Origin of the sequence: Spirochaeta cellobiosiphila DSM 17781 (assembly GCF_000426705.1) — a bacterium.
GTDB lineage: Bacteria > Spirochaetota > Spirochaetia > DSM-17781 > DSM-17781 > Spirochaeta_E > Spirochaeta_E cellobiosiphila.
This window is the reverse complement of sequence record NZ_KE384554.1, coordinates 61,905-81,751: the sequence shown is the minus strand read 5'-3', so window position 1 is coordinate 81,751 and position 19,847 is coordinate 61,905. Positions and strand designations below refer to the sequence as shown.

The following is a 19,847-nucleotide window of genomic DNA, read 5'->3' as shown; positions in this document are numbered from 1 at the left end:
TCATGTTTAAGAAAATATTAGTAACGATACTACTGATGGGACTATTTGTTTTTTTTCAGGTATCAGTTTTATCAAATGTTTTTGAATTGAAGACTATACCCAATTTAGTCCTGATTACACTTGTATATTTTTCTTTTAGTAAAGGAAGTTGGGTAGGTCAGATTTCTGGTTTTATAATAGGAATACTGTTGGATGTTATAAGCCTTGCACCTCTTGGATATTATGCGATTTTATTAACATTGACTGGATATATAGCGGGTATTTTTAGTAAGTTAATGAATTCTGATAAACTATTATTTCCTATGATAACAATCTTTATTAGTTCAAATTTATTCTTACTACTTGGAAATGTAATTCTAATTGTCTTTAGATTTGATAATGTTTTAAGCTGGCCAAATAATCTATATTATTGGAAGGTTATTGGATTAAATACAATTTTAGCACCTATTTTATTTGTTATATTTTCATTTATTGATAAAAAAGTTTTACCAGAAAGGCAGTCTCTCTGATAAGTAATACAAATAAAAATTTTGATACATTAAGAATTGTTGGTGTTACTTTAATTATATGTATTGTGTTTTGTATGTACACTATGCGATTGTATTCTTTACAGTATGTTCATGGTCAACAATACTTGGATAAATCTAAAGAGGTGTCTTCTCGTTCCAGTATTATACCTAGTAAACGGGGAGAAATATTTGACCGTAATAAAGATTACCCTCTAGTAACTAATATAGACAGTTTTGTCTTACAACTAACTCCAGCAGAAGTAAAAGATGATGAATGGAATGGATTATTTAGCAATTTAGCTGATCTTTTAGGTATTTCTGAACAGAAGTTAAATGAAAGAGTTCCTGATAATAGTCGTCACTATTTTAAACCTATTGATATTAATACAGGAACTAGTTATTCGACTATAACGCAGATTGCAGAAAGAATTAACGAATTTCCTGGTGTGTCATGGATAAATCGTCCAAATAGAAACTATTTAGATGTAAGATCTTTATCACATATTCTTGGCTATGTAGGTAAAATAAATAGTGAGGAATTACAGGTCTTATATAACCAAGGTTATGAAGTTGATGATGTGATAGGAAAGAGTGGCGTTGAAAAAATATATGATCAAATACTTCGTGGTAAATCAGGTTATAGATTAAGAACTGTAGATGTTAGAGGTCGTGACATTGCAAATTCAGAGTCTGAAACAGTTCCTCCATTATTAGGTAATAGTGTTAGTCTAACTATTGATAGAGACATTCAGGACTTAGCAGAAAAAGCTCTTGGAGATAGAATGGGTGCTGCAGTAGTGTTAAAACCGGCATCAGGGGAAGTTCTTGCGATGGTTTCTTATCCATACTATGATCCAAATTTATTTAATAGAGAAAATAGTTCTGAGATTTTCAATAAATTATCTCTGGATTCCCGATATCCTTTTTTGAATAGAGCTATACAATCTAGTTATGCTCCAGCATCAACTTTTAAAATTGTCATGACGGCAGCATTATTACAAGAACAGGCTTTTGACCCTCTTAAGAAGGTAGTGTGTACGGGTACATATGTTGTAGGTAATAGAACTTTTCATTGTTGGTTTCGTACCGGTCATGGACCTGTAAATATGGCAGAAGCATTGGCGGAATCATGTAATGTCTATTTTTATACCATGGGAAATGAGTATCTCGGTTACGAAAACATTATTAACTATTCAGGTTATTTTGGTCTCGGACAAACAACTGGTATTGATTTACCAGGAGAAATAACTGGAAATGTCCCAACTCCAGCGTGGAAAGAGGATATTTATCATACCCCTTGGGTTGGTGGAGATACAGTAAATATGTCTATTGGTCAAGGTTTTACAACGGTAACACCTATTCAAATGGCTAACGTGATGGCTCTCATATTGAATAAAGGTACAATATATAAACCACATGTATTAAAGGAAGTATTAGATCCTGTTACAGGAGAAGTACTTCAGGAACTCGAACCTGAAGTACTTCATGAGGCACCAATAACGAAAGAAAATTTGGAGACACTACAAGATTATCTCCGAGGTGTTGTTGTTAACGGTACACCTAATGTTGTAATAACAAATAGGGCTGTAAAATCAGGAGGAAAAACTGGTACAGGACAAGTCGGTATTAAAGACAGAGAAACTTCTTGGTATGTAGCATTTGCCCCTTACGGAGTCCCAGTAGAAGAACAATTAGTGGTTGTTACCATGGTAGAAGCTACTAACGAATGGGAATGGTGGGCACCTAAAGCTGCTGATATAATTTTACAAGGTATTTTTGCCGATCAAGATTATGATGAAGCTGTTAAAGCTCTTAATGCTTGGTATATGTGATGTGGAGTTCAAGTGAAAAGCAAGTCTCTTTTTAGTATAGATGTTTTATTGTTACTTGTGAATTTATGTTTGGTTGTTATAGGTATATTATTTATATATTCTAGTGGTATTACTAGTGCTGGGGTAAATGTTTCCAATGAATATCTAAAACAGATATTTTGGTTTGCTCTGGGTATTATAGTTTTATTTTTCCTATTGTTTTTTGACTATGACAAGCTAAAAAACATATCTCAATATTTATATTTTTTCTTTTTATTTATTCTTGTTTTAACACTCCTTTTTGGAAAGGTGGTCAATGGAGCAAAATCATGGGTAGGCTTTATGTCTTTAGGAATTCAGCCTTCTGAGTTTGCCAAACTAGCTACCATTTTATATTTAGCCACATATATGAGTAACAATACTGGTAAAATTAAGAATGTTAAAACACTTTTAAGTGCATTTATGATAACTAGCAGTCCTATGTTATTAATTTTAATACAACCTGATATGGGAACAGCTTTAGTTTTTCTCCCTATATTCTTTTTTGTTTCTTTTCTGGCAGGAGCAAGATTTCATCATCTGTTTTTTATTTTTGCAATTGGACTTATTACCATCTTTTTAGGAGTCTCTCCCGTATGGTTTAGGATGACTTCAACAGAGATGCCTGTAATTTTAAATGTAATTATTAATATGAAATTATTTATGATATTGCAATTGACTTTAGGGGCTTTGCTGATTATATGCTTATTTGGTTTTTTTCTTCTGAAGCATAAATTGTTTTATTGGTTTGCATATGTAATAGTTATTGTAATGATATCATTATTTGGTAGCCTAGCTATTCAAAAAGTATTAAAAGATTATCAAGTACAACGACTAATTGTGTTCCTCGATCCTGAAGTAGATAGACTTGGTGCTGGTTGGAACATTATACAATCAGTAACAGCAGTTGGTTCTGGAGGACTAACAGGGAAGGGCTTTTTAAAAGGAACTCAGTCTCATTACCGTTTTTTGCCACAACAAAGTACCGACTTTATATTCTCTATATTATCTGAAGAATGGGGCTTTGTTGGTGGAATTATCGTTTTCATACTTATAATGATTATTCTATTTCGCGCCATTTATATAGCTAGAAACGCAAAAGATAAATTTGGTGCGTTTATTGCTATAGGGATTATGGGAATGATATTTTTCCATGCTATGATTAATATAGGTATGACTATAGGTGTTATGCCTATTACTGGTATTCCATTAATATTTGTTTCATATGGTGGTTCCTCATTACTAACAGGCTTTATTGCCGTGGGTTTACTACTAAGTATTCACAACAGGCGATATAGATAGTGCTGCATTGGATTGATCTAAAAAGCATATTACCAAAAGTAGAAAAACCAGGACGATATGCTGGTGGTGAACCTGGAATAGTTATCAAGAAGGACCCAAAGTACAAAGTAGCCTTATGTTTTCCAGACCTTTATGAAATAGGAATGTCTAATCAAGCAATTAAAATATTGTATTCAATATTAAATGATATAGAAGACGTTCAATGTGAGAGAGTTTTTTGTCCGGCACCCGATTTTGAAAAAGAATTGAGGAACCAGCATTTAGCTCTTTTTACATTAGAATCAAAGACTTATGTAAACGATTTTGACATATTAGCTTTTTCTATTGGTTATGAATTATCTATTACAAATATATTCACAATACTTGCCAGCTCTAATATTCCATTATATTCAGAAGACCGTACTGAAAATGATGTTATAGTTATTATTGGAGGCCCCGCTGTAACGAATCCATATCCTTATAGTAAATATATTGATGCTGCTTTTATAGGTGAAGCAGAAGGAGAATTACCAAATCTTATTGAGAAGATGAAAGAATTAAAAGAACAAGGAGGCTCTAGAACTGAGCTTATTGGATTACTTAGGAGTCATAAGTCCATATGGTTCCCAGGTAAAACGGAGAAAACATATAAGTCAATTTGGAGTGATTTTGCTTCAAATAAACATACAATAAAGTTTCCTATGGCAACATATAAACCTATACAGGATCATGGAGCTGTGGAAATAATGCGAGGCTGTCCTAAAGGGTGTAGATTTTGTCATGCTGGGATATTTTATAGACCTTTTCGAGCAAAAAGTTATGCAACTATTGATAAAGAAGTCTACTATAATATTTTTAAGAATGGGTATCGTGATATTACTTTAACCAGTTTGTCTACAGGAGATTATCCAGGAGCTGTAGATCTAATATCAAAGCTTAATAAAAAATATAATGCTTTAGGTGTAAGTTTTGGATTACCAAGTTTAAGAGTTGATTCGTTGAGTTTACCTTTAATAGAAGAAGTTTCTAAGGTAAAGAAAAGCGGTTTAACATTTGCAATAGAGACACCAAAAGTTGAGTGGCAACAAAACATTAACAAACTTGTACCAATTAACAAAACAATTGATTTGTTAATAATGGCTAAAGATCGTGGGTGGAAGTTAGCTAAGTTTTATTTTATGATTGGACTACCAAATACAGACGACACCGAAATAGAAGAAATTGCTAATTACTTAATAAAGATCCATGAAGCTGTCAAGATTAATATAAATGTCAATGTGGGTGTATTTATTCCAAAACCACATACGGTATTTGAAGACGCTGTTCAGTTAGAACCTCAAAAGGCTATAGCAAAATTTAAACAACTCAAATATTTATTGAAGAGATATCCTATAAAAGTACATTATCATGATCCCTTCCAATCAATATTGGAAGGGATCATAGCAAGAGGGGATGAAAAAGCTGGAGATTTATTTTTAAAAGGCTGGAGTAGTGGGGCCCGATTAGATGCATGGGACGAATACTATAATTATCCAATATGGAATGATGTTATAAATTCTGCAACTTGGAACGTGATTGAAGAAACATGTAGGCCTTCCAATAGTAAAAAATGGAAAGACATAAGTATTGGTATAACAAATAAGTTTTTGTCTGATGAATTAAAGAAGTCTAAAACATGTCAAATGACAGATATGTGTGCTGATAGTTGCAGTCATAATTGTGGAGTTTGTAAGAAAGATGTAAATATAGCAAATCCCGATTTATCAGAAATTCCCCTTATAGTTTCACCAGCTTTACCACCTATAGGACTATCAGAACAACCTAAAACATTTTTGATAAATTATACTAGAATGAAGGAATCATCCATCATTAGTCACCTAAATTTATTAAATATTTTCGGAAAAATGTTTCTTAGATCAGGGTTTACAACAGTTATGACGGAAGGTTTTCATCCAAAACCGAAGGTACAATTTGCACGTCCTTTACCTATAGGTATAGAGAGTAGTTCTGAATGGATGATAGCTGAACTAAAATCTAATATAGATTGTGAAGTTTTAATTCAACTATTAAATAAAGAAACGCCACATGGAATGTATTTCAAAGGAGTTTTTGAGATATATAAAGATCCCAAAAGAAAAACACCTTCATTAATGGCAATGCACAGAGAATCTATATATGAAATTAAATTTAATAAGAATAACGAAATAGCAATTTTTAAAGAATCATTAATTCAGAATTGGGATTTTGATGTTGAAAACTTTTCTATAAATTCGTCCAATAATATCTTGGGTATACATCAATATGTAAATAAACAAAAAGGAAACCCAATAAAATGGTTAAAGAGTTTTTTTGGTGAAGATTTTTGGAATAGACATTTTGAGATTATAAAAATTGATGATTTAACAGAAGAAAGTAAAACCTATCCTCTGAATTTTAATATTATTGATTTTTCGACTCATTCCAAAGGGAATCCATAGTCGAAAAATTTCTTTCGTTTAAATCAAGTTGAAGCTCTTTAAATTTTTCCTCTATAAATTTAAAACGAGTATGGAACTTTTCAGTACTTTTATTAAGGGCTAACTCTGGATCTATATTTAATTTTCTAGATAAGTTTACAACAGTAAATAGAAGGTCGCCCAATTCTTCTTCAATATTTGCATTGTCATTGTTGGAAATTCCTTGCTTCAATTCATCAATTTCTTCATATAATTTATCCCATACTTCATCATTATTTTTCCAATCAAAACCGACTTTTGCGACTGTTTTTTGCGTTTTATAAGCACGTTTTAGGGAAGGGAGAAATGATTTTACTTTATCTAAGATTGAGTCTTTTGGTTTTCGTCCTTCTACATCAACTTTGATTGCTTCCCACTGTTTAATAACATCATTGGCATTAGTTATAGATTCATTATTACCAAAAACATGAGGATGCCTGCGAATTAATTTATCAGAGGCATTTTTTATAAGTGAAGAAATGTTGAACTTTGATTCCTGTTGATACATATAACCTATAATCATCAAGACGAAAAGATTATCACCTAATTCTTCATTGATATGAGTTGAATCTTCTTCATCAATTGCATTTATTACTTCATGAGTTTCTTCAAGTAGGTCCGATCTTAATGAGTACGGAGTCTGTTTTATATCCCACGGACAACCAGTAATGGGATCTCGTAATTTTTCTATTACATCAAGTAATTTAATAAACTCATAACTTGCTTTTTCTTTCCAAGACATTTATTTTCCTTTAAGTAGACCAAATATACATTATATTGACAATAATGATTATAATTCAAAACATCAGTTATAACTTATTTTTCTTTATTTGCATCAAAAAATATCAAACTAGCAATAACTGAAAATATTATGGCTGGTACAAAATAAAACTTTGCTAATTCAAGATGATCCTTTACAAAAATAATTAATATAAAAGAAAATATTGTTCCACCTGCAAAAGCTGATAGAACTGCGATAATTAAGTTTGCTATAAAATTCTTTTTCTCTTTTTGAATAATGTATGTAAATAAAAAAGCGTCTAATGATCCGACTAAAAGATACACTAATATTATTGTTATTAATTGTTGCATTTGACTCTCCTAATAGGAGACCTCAATAGTCCCTACATATACTAAATTACTTCTGACAAAAGAAAAGTTTTCTTCTGATCGACCAAGTGAATCTGCAAAGAATATTATAGCATAATCCTTTGTTGTACTAGTTATACTACTGTCAATATCATCAGCCATAGTAGTTGAATTACGATAAATGAAATCGTTAGTAAATTCAAATAGTTTGATATAACCATTATTTAAATCTTTTGTCGCAATATACCTATTCTGACGATCTGAAAAAGTAAAATTAGTCCACCTAATAAGCTCATATTCAGAGATGAGGTTTTCAGATGCTTTATATAACACATCTAGATTTACAATTCTATCTGAATCTGTAGTATAACTGTTTTCAAAATCAATAACGATACGCAAGTCTTGACTTGGCCATGAATTTTCTATTAACCAGGTATTATAATTAGTATAAAGATATCCCTTATCATCAGGCTCTTTTGTTTTGTCATCAGTTGGTAATCTAGGTAAAAGCAGTACTTTTGAATATTTGCCATTTTTAATTAACTCATATAATGAATTTGTACCATCATAAAAATCTATTTCATTGTCCAAATAATCACTGTTTGTATTAACTAAGCTTTGTTTTACAATCTTATAAAATATTTCATATCCAACGAGGTCAACACCAATGGTTGATAGATTGCTATCATGTATAAAGGATATTTTTTTACTATTTGAGGCATACTTTGAATAATCCTTTACAGGATTCCCAATAAATTCATCTTGAGGTAATCCACAACTAATGTGAAATAAAACACTAATAATAGTTACACTAATTTTTAATCTTTTTAGGCACATCTAGTCCGTCCACAAAATCAATTAATTCATATATTAATACAGGTTTGTTTTTACCTTTAACTCTTATATTATCTAACTCTCTTACAATAGCAGTGTCTTTTATAAGTGAATATGTATATTCACTTATGATTACATTTGTCAGATATTGTTTATTGGTTCCTTCAAGCCTCGCTCCTAGATTAACATTATCACCCATTAAGGTATAGTTCATCCGTCCTTGTGATCCCATATTCCCTACTGTCATAATACCACTATTCAGCCCTATTCCTATGTCGATACGTTTGTCTTCCGGCCAGCTCTCATTTAGTTCTTTAAGGACAGCCATCATACGTAAGGCACATTTACAGGCAAGTTCTGCATGATTTTTTTGAGGAATTGGAGCTCCCCAAAAACACATAATTTCATCACCAACATATTTATCAAGTGTTCCCTCATATTCCAAAATTAGATCAGTCATTGAAGCTAAGTATTTATTTAAGTGATTGACCAACTCTTGTGGTGATAGACTCTCTGATAAAGTAGTAAAACCTCTAATATCGGAAAATAGAACTGTTAACTCCCTATCCACACCACCTAGTTCAGGCATTTTTGTATTTACTAATTCTTTAACCACTTTTGGACTTACATATTGACCAAACATCGCTTGAATTCTTTTTTTATCCTTTTCTTCTGTCATAACCCTGTAGATTGTGACCATAGTAAATGAACTAATAATCGCTATTACAGGTACAGTGAAATTAATTAGTAAATTTTGGGTTTCGAAGAATATAGTAGTAGCTATGAAAAGAATAAATGCATAGAGAATACTTATGAAAAAAGCAAGTATAGTTGATATACGAGAAGATATAATAGAAATAATTAGAATTGTTAACGCAAGTATTATCTCATTAATCCAAAAAGGAATGGGTCTTAGAAAGTTATTCATCAATATGGTATTTAATGCATTAGCATGAAGTTCCACTCCATACATTGGTCCATAAGGAGTATATTTTTCGTCCTCTGCAATTCCTTTTGTAAAAGCACCCATCATAATAATTTTATTGTCTAATGCCATTGTCCTGGGCCATCTTGAAGAATCAACACCTCGAATACTGCTAATGTACCCTGCTAGAGATCTTATATTATATGTTTGATGCCCAGTGGAGAACTCACTAGACGCAGGTCCCATGTAATTAATAGTCATATCACCTTTTTTATCAATAGGGATTTCTATAATTGATATATCTTCATATACTGCAGCCTTTAAAGTATTACCATCCTCATCTATTATAGGTGATTCTCTCAATATCCTATAAGGAACCCATGAATTCGATTCTTTATCCCACATTTGTGGATTGTTGATACTAACAACTTCACCTAATGTAACATGTACATCGCTTAATTTTTTATTAAAATAGTTAAGAGCCAAGGATAAGGTGATAGAAGGAATATAGTGTTCTTCGAATCTACGGATATAAAATTCTTTTCCATCAGGCTCTCCATCATTGTCTGTGTCTATTAATTTATATTGACTACGTTCCATAATTTGTTGCTTTAACAAATTAAGATTATTTAATTCAGAATTTGATATAGGGATAACTCTATTATCAAAATCATAATATGCTAAATATTCGTTTTTTTTAAGATTTATGTTGACATCAATTTTCGATAATTCAAACTCATCATTCAAGAAAGCAATTCTCGCAACAATTCTTTGTTTACGATAAAGATCATCAGAATCAGACACAAAGGAAGCATGTCCGTAGGCATAGGAATTTTTGACAAATGGAAGTAACGGTACTGTGACTCCATAAAATGTTTCAAAACTATTAGATACATTTTTTATATCTTCAATCTCACCATAATTATCAAACAAAACATCCATTCTGGATTTCATTAGTTTACTATCATCTATATTTAGAGGTAGATAGTTTATATCTATCTCTGAAAAAACTTTACCGTTTTCCTTTATTCCTGCTGCAAACAAACCATCATTTCTAGCAGGTGTACCTTTATCAATGAAAAATACATCCAGGAAGACGCTATTCTCTCTATGAGTTACATCTCGTATTCGAGATAAATTGGTTAAAAAGTTTCCATATTGATAACGAGGAAAAGGCCAAGTGCCTACCCTGTTAAGGGTGTTTGAATCTAAAGCTATGATTTGTATATCACTATTAATATTATTATTTAAATTACGTTTTACAGAACCTTCTTGTTCTGATGTTGATTTTATTATATTTCTAACCTGGAAACAAAAATCATGGTAATGCTTTTCAAGTTCTTTAGGAATAGTTGTATAATGAAGTAATAAATTACTTATTAAAAATATGAAAAGTGCAATAATGAAAGAAAAATTTTCAGTCTTCAAAAAACGTAAAGTCTTACTTTTTTTCATATTAAGACCACCTTAAAAAACCGGCTTTTTAGCCGGCTATATACTCTATTTGATCTTAATTATACGTTCCTTGGCGAGCTTTGTCCAATCACTATTAGGATACTTTGTTTCTAGAGATTGATATATTTCAATGGCTTCTGGCGTCCTATTAAGCTTTTCCAATAATCGTCCTTTATTGAACAATCCATGAATTTTTTCAACAGCTTCATCGTCATAACTCTCTAACTGATCTAATATTTCTAGTGCTTTATTCAGATCCCCATTTTGTTCATAAGCAACAGAAGCGTTGAATAATGATAAAGTGGTTAAATAAGATGATTGAACATTAGCAGTCTCTAGATAAGTATCTGCTGCTTCTGACCAATTTTGTAGATCAAAATACACTTTTCCTGTTAGAAATAATAATCGCTGTTTAGGCCATTTACTTAATGACTCAGAAGATTCAAGATTATTTATCTCTTCTATAAGGTTATTAAGTTTAGCTTCCTTATCACTTGCTACTTGTAGAGTCTGATATTCATTTTCAATCACTTCTACTTTTGCAATTTGTGTGTCAACAGAATCCTTATGATATGAATCATAAACTGCTAGACCAATTACAGCAGCAATTAGGAGAACTAAAACGATAATGAAGAATACTCTATTCTTTTGAAAAAAAGTAATCAATCCGCTTATAAACTTTTGTTTTAGTGTTAACTCTTCATTCTGATGCATCCAACACCCCTCTTCTATTTGTGAATATCTAAATCTTTAATTAGTCTTGATAAATAAGTTCTTTGAACATCAAGGGTTTTTGCAGCTCTTGATATGTTTCCCTTACTACGGCCAAGAATCTTAGTTATATAATATTTTTTAAACAAATTTAAGGCTTCTTTTAAAGTTTTTCCACTATATCTATCATTATCATTATTATCTTCCAACATCAAATCATCTGGTATTATTTCTGAGGTATTGTCATTTAATATGATAGCCCTGTTTAATACATTATATAGCTGTCTTATATTACCAGGCCAAGAATATTTTACTAAATAATCAACAGCATCATCTGAAATCCTTTTTATCTCAATATCCATATTCTTGCAAATTTTTTCTATAAATATTTCTGTCAAATATTCTATATCTTCAGGTCTATCTCTTAAAGGTGGTATTTTGATTGGAAAAACACTTAATCGATAATACAAGTCATCACGAAACAAACCCTTAGTTGTTAATTCATTTAGATTTTTATTGGTGGCTGATATTATCCGTATATTAATATGTCTACTTTCAATACTACCTACAGGTGTAAACACTTGTTCTTGTAGAACACGTAATAGCTTTGCTTGCAAATCAATTGAAATATCACCGATCTCATCTAAAAATAAAGTACCACCATCTGCAAGAGCAAATTTACCTACTTTACTATTAACAGCACCCGTAAAAGCACCTCTCTCATGTCCAAATAGTTCACTTTCCATTAAGTCTTTAGGAATTGAGGCACAATTAATAGCAATAAATGGACCTTGCCTTCTTGGGCTTTTATCATGAATCGATTTGGCCATTACTTCTTTGCCAACACCACTCTCTCCAGATATAAGAATGGATCCATTAGATTGTGCTATTTTATCTATAGAATTGAATAATTGTTCGATGGCATAGCTTTTAAAAAAATATTGTTTGTCTTCGGAATTGCTTTGAGGGAACTGTCTTTTGAATTCATTATATTCGGTATATAGTTGGTTGTATCTTCTATTATTAACTAAAACCATTGCTGCTTGATTTGCAAATATTTCTAGCCAAAATAAGTCTTCATTATCAAAAGTCAAATTACTTTTTTTATTTAGTATTTCAATAACACCTATACACCTATCTTTTATTCGCATAGGTACTGCTAAAATATTTCTTGTTCTATAACCACTGTCTTCATCAATGGAGCCGGCAAATCGTTTATCTTCACTTACATTATTGACAATTAAACTACGATTTTTTTGAGCGACCCAACCTGCAATACCTTGTCCAAGTTCTAGAGTAAATTTCTTAACATCCTTTCCTTTAGGACCTAAAGCAATTTCAAAATATAATTTCTTGTCTTGATGATTAACTAATAAAAGGCTTGCAGCTTGTCCTTGGATTAGCTGCATAGAAGAAGAGAGTACACTTTCTAATAGCATACTCTCTTTTATTGTTTGACTATTTATTTGCTGATTAATTTCGATTAAGGTTTGAAATTTATCAGGATCTATATATCGATTATTGTCCATATTCATGGATTAATAATTAATCATTATCCTTATTAAGGAAAGCAGCCATAGTTGTCTTTGGCTCTTCTTCATCTTCGTGAATATATTTTGAGATCTCAGCTCTTTCTTGCTTTCTCTTCAACTCACGAATAGACAACGATAGTCTTTGTCTACCAGGACTAATTTCAGTTACAATGGCTTTAATACTATCACCTTCAGATATTCCTGATAAAGCCTCTTCCACACTGACTTCTTTTGGATCAGCTAATTGGTTTTTATTTATTAACCCTTCAATTCCATCGCTTACTTTTACAAAAGCACCAAAATCAGTTTTTGAAGTTACGACACCTTCTATCTCAGAACCTTTAGGATAATTCGCTGCTAAAGATTGCCAAGGATCATCTGATAACTGTTTGATTCCTAATCGAATTCTTCTATCATCTGCAGATACTTCTGTAACGACAACATCAAAGCTTTCACCAACTTTTAGAACTGCACCAGCATTTTTATATCGCTTGGTCCAGGATAAATCTTCTACAGGCAAGAACCCATCTATCCCTTCTTCTACTTCTAAGAAGGCCCCTGCATTTGTAATTTTTTTAACAACTAAACTAAGCTTTTTACCTGCTGGATAGTTTGCTTCAATATCGTCCCAAGGATTAGGTAGAACTTGTTTAACACCAAGTGATATTCTTTGACTTTCAGAATCGATACCAAGTATTTTAGCATCGATTTTATCACCAATCTTCAGCAATTCTTTAGGATGCTTTATTCGCTTTACCCAACTCAACTCTGATACGTGTGCTAATCCCTCAACACCTTCTTCTAATTCAATAAAAGCACCAAAATCAGTAAGTTTAGTAACAGTTCCTGTTACAACATCGTCAGTTGAATACTTTCTACTAATATTACTCCAAGGATCTTCAGTGAAATGCTTTAAGCTTAAGTTAATCTTTTTATCTTCAGAATCCAATTTTATTACTTTTAATTTGACTTTTTGATTCTTACGAACATAGTCTTTAGGACGGGACACATGTCCCCAACTCATATCATTTATATGTAAAAGGCCATCAAAGCCACCTAGATCAATAAAAGCGCCAAAGGAGGTGAAACTTTTTACAGTTCCTTCAACTTCATCACCTTCTTGAACTTCAGTAAAAAACCTTTCTTTTCGTTCTTCTATTTCTTTTTCAAGCCAGTCTCGTCTTGTTACAACAATGCTGGTTCGCTTGTCTTGGCTATATCGTTCAATAGTAAACTTACTTTCTAAACCGATATATTCTTCAGGATTCTCTACTCTTACTACATCTGTCTTAGATACTGGTAAAAAAGCAGTTAATCCCAAACCTAAATCAACTTCAAATCCACCTTTGATTGATTTAGTTATTTTCCCATCAATAGGAGTTTTTTCTTTATGAGCGTCTTTAATGTTTTTCCAGAAATACTTTAAATCTGCTTTCTTCTTTGATACAACTATCTGTCCATTGGTTCCTTCTTTTTTAACAAGAAGAACCTCTACTTCTTCACCAACACTGGGGATCGTTGTAAATTCATCAATTGATATCTTACCTTCTGATTTATAACCGACGTCAATAAATACGTTCTCAGAACCGACTTGAACGATAGTCCCTTTTATCATCTGCCCTTCTTCCAGGGTGTCGAGTGATTTTAGGTATTGCTCCTGTAGTTCTGTCTGGTTAAAGGTTTCATCGACTTTGGGATCGTTCTCAGTCATAACTTCCTTAATACTCCTAATACTAACTCAAAAGTTCTTTTATATGTGAAGTTACTTTCGCACAAACTTCATCTATGGTCAAGTCCGAAGTGTCTAAATATATAGCACCCTCAGCAATTTTCAAACTTCCTACTTTTTTGTTTTTATCTATTTTATCTCTTAGTGCAATGTTGTCTTCAATTTCACTTAAAGACAGACCACTAATACCTTGATTATACCTTCTTAAAGCTCTTTTTTTTATAGAAGCATCTAAATAGAACTTCAATTCTGCATCAGGAAAGACCTCTGTAGTCATATCACGACCTTCGATAATAATGCTCATAGAATGACTTATTTCTCTTATTCTCTCATTCACAAATGTTCGAATAGGAACAATTGATGATATTTGAGCCACATGAGAATCCACCTCATCAGTTCTTATTAAATCCTCTATATTGCTTCCGTTCAAATGTAAATTATGTTCTATAAAATCTAAAACAACATTATCTTGCAGATAACTGTATATATCTGTGACAGCCTTCCAATCTATTTTATTTGACAAAAAAAAATAAGTTATACCTCTATAAAGACTTCCACTATTTAAATAGAATATATTATTAAGTTTAGCTATCTTATTACAAATTGTACTTTTGCCTACACCAGCTGGACCATCCATTGCAATAACCATTAATCAGAACTCCTACGCTGTTTTTTTATAAATTTAGGATTTTTCCTTTTCCCTTCAGCAATATCAAGCAAATTTTGTACTTCTGTTTGCTTCAAAAATCGAAATTGACCAGGAGATAAGCCTTTTAATTGCAGATTCCCCAAACGGACACGGTGTACTCTTTTGACAAAGATGTTTTTGGAGAGAAAAACGTTTCTGATTTCACGATTCTTACCCTCTTCCAATATTAAGTTAACTTGTCTTGAGCCACGTAATTCATAATCCTTTGCTTTATAACGAGTACCATCGATTAAAATACCGCTTTTAAATTGCTCCATTAATTCAACAGGTATTTCCTTCTTGGTGACAACAGTATATTCTTTTTCAACATTATAACGGGGATGAATCATTTTTTCGTTAAAGCTACCGTCATTTGTAAAAATCAATAAACCACTTGTTAGATAATCTAAACGCCCTACATTGTACAAACGCTCGGATATAACTGGTTTTATTAGATCTATGGCTAAAGGTCTGCCACTAGGATCAGCATTACTACATAAATATTTAGTCGGCTTATGTAGAAGCAGATAAATAAATTTCTTTTTAACATTAATAGGCCTGCCATCAAATCGAATCTCATCATCTAAACTAACTCTATGGCCAGGTTTCTTAATGGTACGACCATTGACAGTAATACGACCAGATTCAATGATATCAATAGCGCCACGACGAGAAGCTATTCCTGCGTGAGATAGGTATACTTGTAATCGAACTTCATCATTCGATTCATTTGGGATCGAGCTCAAATTTTTTCATCTCCAATTCATCAAGTTTTGGTAAGTCTGCAATGCTATTTAATTTAAAACTTTTAAGAAAATCTTTTGTTGTACCATATTGAACAGGTTTTCCGGGGACATCTTTCTTACCCACTTCCTTAACAAAGTTCTTTCCCATAAGCATTCGTATCATATTACCTGATGATACACCTCTAATACTTTCTATTTCCGCTCTAGTTATTGGCTGTGAATAAGCGATGATAGAAAGAGTTTCCATTGCAGCTTTAGACAATTTGTCATCATTCTTCTTACCATAATGATCTTTTAGATAATTGAGAAGATCACTTTTTGGGGCGAATGTATAACCTCCAGCTATCTCAACTATCTCTAAACCATGAGAGCTATCTTTATAGATATTCTTTAGTTGTTGCAATACAGAAACTACTGCTTCTTTTGGAATTCCAGCTATTTTTGCAATGTTTCTTTCATCAATTGGTTCATTCTCCAAAAAAAGTATCGCTTCAACTAATGCTGTTTCCTTCTCCAATTGCATCCTCTTTACCCAAATATTTCTTTATTCGTATATCTCCAAACATTTTATTTTGAAAAATACTTATTCTTTTCATCTTTACCGATTCAAGAATGGCTAGGAACGAACAAACTATGTCCATAATAGAACCGGGATTAATAATAAGATCTTCAAAAAAGAATTCGCCCTTTGTATCGAGAAATTCGTTTATCAAACTTATCTTTTCATTAATTGAAACTTCTTCATAGAGATCAATAATACGTTCAGATGACAAGCTTTTCATTATTACAGAAAATGTCTTGAGTAGATCCCATACTTCTAATTTTTCCCACATAGTATCTTCTTCTTCAAAAGGAAAAATCTTTTGTTTCTTTTTTCTTTCAAGACTTACTTCGACTAGCTCTTCTTGCTGACTCATTAATTCAGATAACTTTTTGAATTTTTGATGTTCGATTAATTTAGCGACTAATTCCTGTCTTGGGTCTTCTAATTCATCGTCTAAATCTATTTCTACAGGAAGAAGCATCCTGCTTTTTATAAAAAGCAGGGTTGTTGCCATGATATAGAATTCAGTAATGTTATCCATATCAATCTGAGTCACTAAATCTAGATGTTGAATATATTGTTCTGTAATTTCTTTTATAGGAATATCATAAATATTAACTTCATTCTTTTTTATAAGGAATAGTAGAAGATCTAATGGCCCTTCGAACTCATTAACAGAAAATTGTTGTTTATCAGCAAGACTATTAGCCATTACCTGTCTCCTTAATAATATACGAAGTAAATATTTTATAATGTCTCATTCAAACAGTAAACACCTTGATCCGGTAATCGTGTTAGTATATCAACTAAATATTCATTAGTGTTAGGATCTTTGATTTTCCCATCCAATTCAATTGCAGGTTTTAGTACAAACTCTCTATTAATATAATCCATGTGTGGTACAATTAAATTTTCCGTATTTATTATTTCATTTCCCCAGAGAATGATGTCTATGTCCAGAGTTCTAGGCCCTTTTGGATGAATTTGCTGAGCCCTATGCCTACCTAATTGTTTTTCAATATTCTGTGTTTCCATTAGAAAGTCTTTGGGAGACATGTCTGATTCACCCATCACACAAATATTATAGAAATCATCTTGATCACTATAATATAAGGGCTTTGTCGTATACAAATAACTTACCTGTATATTGTAAAGAAAGCTGTCCAATTTCTGAACAGCTTTCTTCAATATATCTCTAGAATCACCCACATTACTGCCTAAGGATAAAAGAACTTTTCTCAAGTTAAAATAACTCCTCAGTATCCTTTGCGGTTGTAGTCTTTTTTTTAGTTTTCTCAGTTGTACTGTCAGAAGGTTTCTCATCTTTTACAGGTTCTTTTATGATTTCCTCTTCTTTTGAAGGCCATATTCTATTTCTCAAATCAGTAAATATTTTATCTGCAATTTCAGGGTTGTCTTCAATAAATGATTTTGCGTTTTCACGACCTTGTCCAATTCTCTCATCACCATATGAATACCAACTACCCGCTTTTTGTATAATGTCATATTTCAATGCCCCATCCAATAAGGATCCCATCTTACTGATTCCTTTACCAAACATGATTTCCATTTCTGCTTTTCTAAAAGGAGGAGCGACTTTGTTTTTTACAACCTTGACTCTTACTCGGTTACCAATAGCGTCTTCAGTACCCTTGGCCATAGTTTCGATCTTTCTAACATCAAGACGTACGGAAGAATAGAATTTCAAGGCTTTTCCTCCTGTAGTTGTTTCAGGATTTCCAAACATTACCCCAATTTTCATACGTATTTGATTAATAAATACCAAACAAGCCTTTGATTTAGAGATAGTTGCTGTTAGTTTTCTCAGGGCCTGACTCATTAACCGAGCTTGAAGCCCAACATGAGAATCACCCATATCTCCTTCAATTTCAGCCTTAGGTGTTAAAGCGGCCACAGAGTCTACAACAATAATATCTACAGCACCACTCCTTACTAGGGATTCTGCTATTTCTAGAGCTTGTTCACCTGTATCCGGCTGACTCACCCACAGTTCATCTATATTTACTCCCAAATTTTTAGCATAGACAGGATCTAATGCATGTTCTGCATCAACAAAAGCAGCAATTCCACCAGCCATTTGAGATTCAGCGATAGCATGTAAAGCTAAGGTAGTTTTACCAGAAGATTCCGGGCCAAATATTTCAACGATTCTACCTTTGGGGTATCCTCCTATTCCTAAGGCTTCATCTAATAAAATTGAACCAGATGGGATGGCTTCTATTTTTTGGCTAAGGGCTCCACTGCCCATCTTCATGAGTGACCCCTGTCCAAATTGCTTTTCTATCTGTAGTCTGGCCGCTTCAAGTGCTTTTTCTTTTTCTGCTAGACTGGGAGTCTTTGTTACTTCCTTTTTTGCCATACCTTTACCTCTTATTTGCTTTACACCCTTTTGTTTTATTTTGATTGAAAAAAAAAGGATTATATTGCAAAACAATATACATGGAAGATATTTTACGGGTCAAGCAATCCTTTAGGACTTATCTAATGTTTAGTATTTTTTTTACTATTTTACCCTATTCATGGTCTCTTCCGAGTGATCCAATAACCCAATATTTTGATAAACTAGTCTATGAAGATAAGATTTCTTTTATCTCTTCTGAAATACAATCAGCTAACAGTTTATATTGGTTTGATTATCTTACCTCCCATTATAATGAATTAAAGGATTATGAAAACAACTATTTAATACAATTAATAATTAGTGATACAGTTTTCTTCAACACATCTGAACCACACATTGCAGATATTATGCTTGATAATAAGTTATATCTATGGAGTGGTATATGTACTAGTTATTTGGAATCTTCTTTGAAAACTGAAAAGGCAAATCGAAAGCTAATAAACAATATAGGAGAAAAACTTTTTACACAGATTACAGAAAAAGAAGGCTACCCTGTTCAAGATAATCATAGAGAAATCTATATTTATGTAGAATTGACAACAAAGCTATACCCTCAAAACTTCTACAGAAGTAAAATTCTGGGAAGCATTAGAGATAAAGCTTTATTAAAGTCGTTATCTATTTTTTACTAGAATATTCTTGTTCTAGACGAAGTTTCTGCTTATTTTTTATTTCTTTCCATGTTTGCCCAGATTCCAATCCACTTATACGTTCATCATATTTAGAAAACACTCTTTTGATCACAGAATCCAGTGTAATGCCTTTTTCTTGTTCTAAGCACATAATGATATTTATATAATCCCACAATATATCGCCTAACTCATCTTCTAAAAAACACAATCTATTACTTACGATCTCATCGTTTACTTCTTCAAGTTCACCTCGTAATTCATTCATGTAAACGGCAGAACTACTAACCCAATTTGTGTGTTCATCTAAGGCCATCTTTCTTTTAACAAGATTAACCAATTTATCTATTATATCTTCCATTGAAAAAAGTATAATAAATAAATGACTGAAAGAATAGCCAGCTAATA

Annotated in this window: 19 protein-coding genes; 5 read left to right on the top strand and 14 right to left on the bottom strand. The window is 32.1% G+C overall.

The window, feature by feature from the left end:
- Positions 1 to 2: 2 nt before the first annotated feature.
- From mreD to K345_RS0107090, 4 genes are read left to right on the top strand one after another with little or no spacing between them, the layout of a single operon-like run.
- Positions 3 to 509, top strand: a complete 507-nt coding sequence (gene mreD, locus K345_RS0107105) for a rod shape-determining protein MreD (protein ID WP_028973572.1) — start codon at positions 3 to 5, stop codon at positions 507 to 509.
- A complete protein-coding gene (gene mrdA, locus K345_RS0107100) occupies positions 506 to 2,341 on the top strand; it encodes a penicillin-binding protein 2 (RefSeq protein WP_053228128.1) in 1,836 nt (611 codons plus the stop codon). Before mreD ends, mrdA begins: the two co-directional genes overlap by 4 nt.
- Positions 2,342 to 2,353: 12 nt before the next feature.
- Positions 2,354 to 3,661 carry a rod shape-determining protein RodA gene (gene rodA, locus K345_RS0107095; protein ID WP_028973570.1) on the top strand — a complete coding sequence of 436 codons (1,308 nt, stop codon included), beginning with the start codon at positions 2,354 to 2,356 and terminating at the stop codon, positions 3,659 to 3,661.
- Positions 3,661 to 6,117 carry a TIGR03936 family radical SAM-associated protein gene (locus K345_RS0107090; protein WP_053228127.1) on the top strand — a complete coding sequence of 819 codons (2,457 nt, stop codon included), beginning with the start codon at positions 3,661 to 3,663 and terminating at the stop codon, positions 6,115 to 6,117. Before rodA ends, K345_RS0107090 begins: the two co-directional genes overlap by 1 nt.
- Here K345_RS0107090 and mazG read toward each other — a convergent pair.
- From mazG to recA, 13 genes are all read right to left on the bottom strand, one after another.
- Positions 6,080 to 6,877, bottom strand: coding sequence for a nucleoside triphosphate pyrophosphohydrolase (mazG, locus tag K345_RS0107085; RefSeq protein ID WP_028973568.1), 798 nt, complete (start codon positions 6,875 to 6,877; stop codon positions 6,080 to 6,082). The genes K345_RS0107090 and mazG overlap by 38 nt on opposite strands.
- A gap of 74 nt (positions 6,878 to 6,951) precedes the next feature.
- Entirely contained in the window at positions 6,952 to 7,227 is a 276-nt protein-coding gene (locus K345_RS0107080; protein ID WP_028973567.1) for a hypothetical protein, read from the bottom strand.
- A 9-nt stretch (positions 7,228 to 7,236) separates the two neighbouring features.
- A complete protein-coding gene (locus K345_RS0107075; protein ID WP_028973566.1) occupies positions 7,237 to 8,061 on the bottom strand; it encodes a hypothetical protein in 825 nt (274 codons plus the stop codon).
- Positions 8,036 to 10,438, bottom strand: coding sequence for a CHASE2 domain-containing protein (locus K345_RS0107070; protein ID WP_028973565.1), 2,403 nt, complete (start codon positions 10,436 to 10,438; stop codon positions 8,036 to 8,038). Before K345_RS0107070 ends, K345_RS0107075 begins: the two co-directional genes overlap by 26 nt.
- 45 nt (positions 10,439 to 10,483) lie before the next feature.
- Positions 10,484 to 11,152: a tetratricopeptide repeat protein gene (locus tag K345_RS0107065; protein ID WP_028973564.1), complete on the bottom strand. Its 669-nt coding sequence runs from the start codon at positions 11,150 to 11,152 to the stop codon at positions 10,484 to 10,486.
- A gap of 14 nt (positions 11,153 to 11,166) precedes the next feature.
- Complete coding sequence (locus K345_RS0107060) at positions 11,167 to 12,684, bottom strand: sigma-54-dependent Fis family transcriptional regulator (protein WP_245584606.1); 1,518 nt, start codon at positions 12,682 to 12,684, stop codon at positions 11,167 to 11,169.
- A gap of 10 nt (positions 12,685 to 12,694) precedes the next feature.
- Positions 12,695 to 14,392: a 30S ribosomal protein S1 gene (locus K345_RS20135; RefSeq protein ID WP_037571567.1), complete on the bottom strand. Its 1,698-nt coding sequence runs from the start codon at positions 14,390 to 14,392 to the stop codon at positions 12,695 to 12,697.
- A 22-nt stretch (positions 14,393 to 14,414) separates the two neighbouring features.
- Entirely contained in the window at positions 14,415 to 15,059 is a 645-nt protein-coding gene (gene cmk / locus K345_RS23580; protein WP_028973562.1) for a (d)CMP kinase, read from the bottom strand.
- On the bottom strand, positions 15,059 to 15,844 hold the full coding sequence (locus K345_RS20130; protein WP_245584605.1) for a pseudouridine synthase: 786 nt from the start codon (positions 15,842 to 15,844) through the stop codon (positions 15,059 to 15,061). Before K345_RS20130 ends, cmk begins: the two co-directional genes overlap by 1 nt.
- The gene (scpB, locus tag K345_RS0107040; protein ID WP_028973561.1) at positions 15,825 to 16,367 is read right to left on the bottom strand and encodes an SMC-Scp complex subunit ScpB; all 543 of its coding nucleotides are present in this window, start codon (positions 16,365 to 16,367) and stop codon (positions 15,825 to 15,827) included. The genes K345_RS20130 and scpB overlap by 20 nt, the downstream gene beginning before the upstream one ends.
- On the bottom strand, positions 16,336 to 17,100 hold the full coding sequence (locus tag K345_RS0107035; protein WP_028973560.1) for a segregation and condensation protein A: 765 nt from the start codon (positions 17,098 to 17,100) through the stop codon (positions 16,336 to 16,338). Before K345_RS0107035 ends, scpB begins: the two co-directional genes overlap by 32 nt.
- 35 nt (positions 17,101 to 17,135) lie before the next feature.
- Positions 17,136 to 17,630: a 2-amino-4-hydroxy-6-hydroxymethyldihydropteridine diphosphokinase gene (gene folK, locus K345_RS0107030; protein WP_028973559.1), complete on the bottom strand. Its 495-nt coding sequence runs from the start codon at positions 17,628 to 17,630 to the stop codon at positions 17,136 to 17,138.
- Between the two features lies 1 nt (position 17,631).
- Positions 17,632 to 18,768, bottom strand: a complete 1,137-nt coding sequence (gene recA, locus K345_RS20125; RefSeq protein ID WP_037571564.1) for a recombinase RecA — start codon at positions 18,766 to 18,768, stop codon at positions 17,632 to 17,634.
- A gap of 80 nt (positions 18,769 to 18,848) precedes the next feature.
- Between recA and K345_RS0107020 the strand changes: the two genes are divergently transcribed.
- Positions 18,849 to 19,442, top strand: a complete 594-nt coding sequence (locus K345_RS0107020; RefSeq protein ID WP_028973558.1) for a hypothetical protein — start codon at positions 18,849 to 18,851, stop codon at positions 19,440 to 19,442.
- Here K345_RS0107020 and K345_RS0107015 read toward each other — a convergent pair.
- A complete protein-coding gene (locus tag K345_RS0107015) occupies positions 19,429 to 19,800 on the bottom strand; it encodes a MazG nucleotide pyrophosphohydrolase domain-containing protein (protein WP_028973557.1) in 372 nt (123 codons plus the stop codon). The genes K345_RS0107020 and K345_RS0107015 overlap by 14 nt on opposite strands.
- Positions 19,801 to 19,847: the final 47 nt, after the last annotated feature.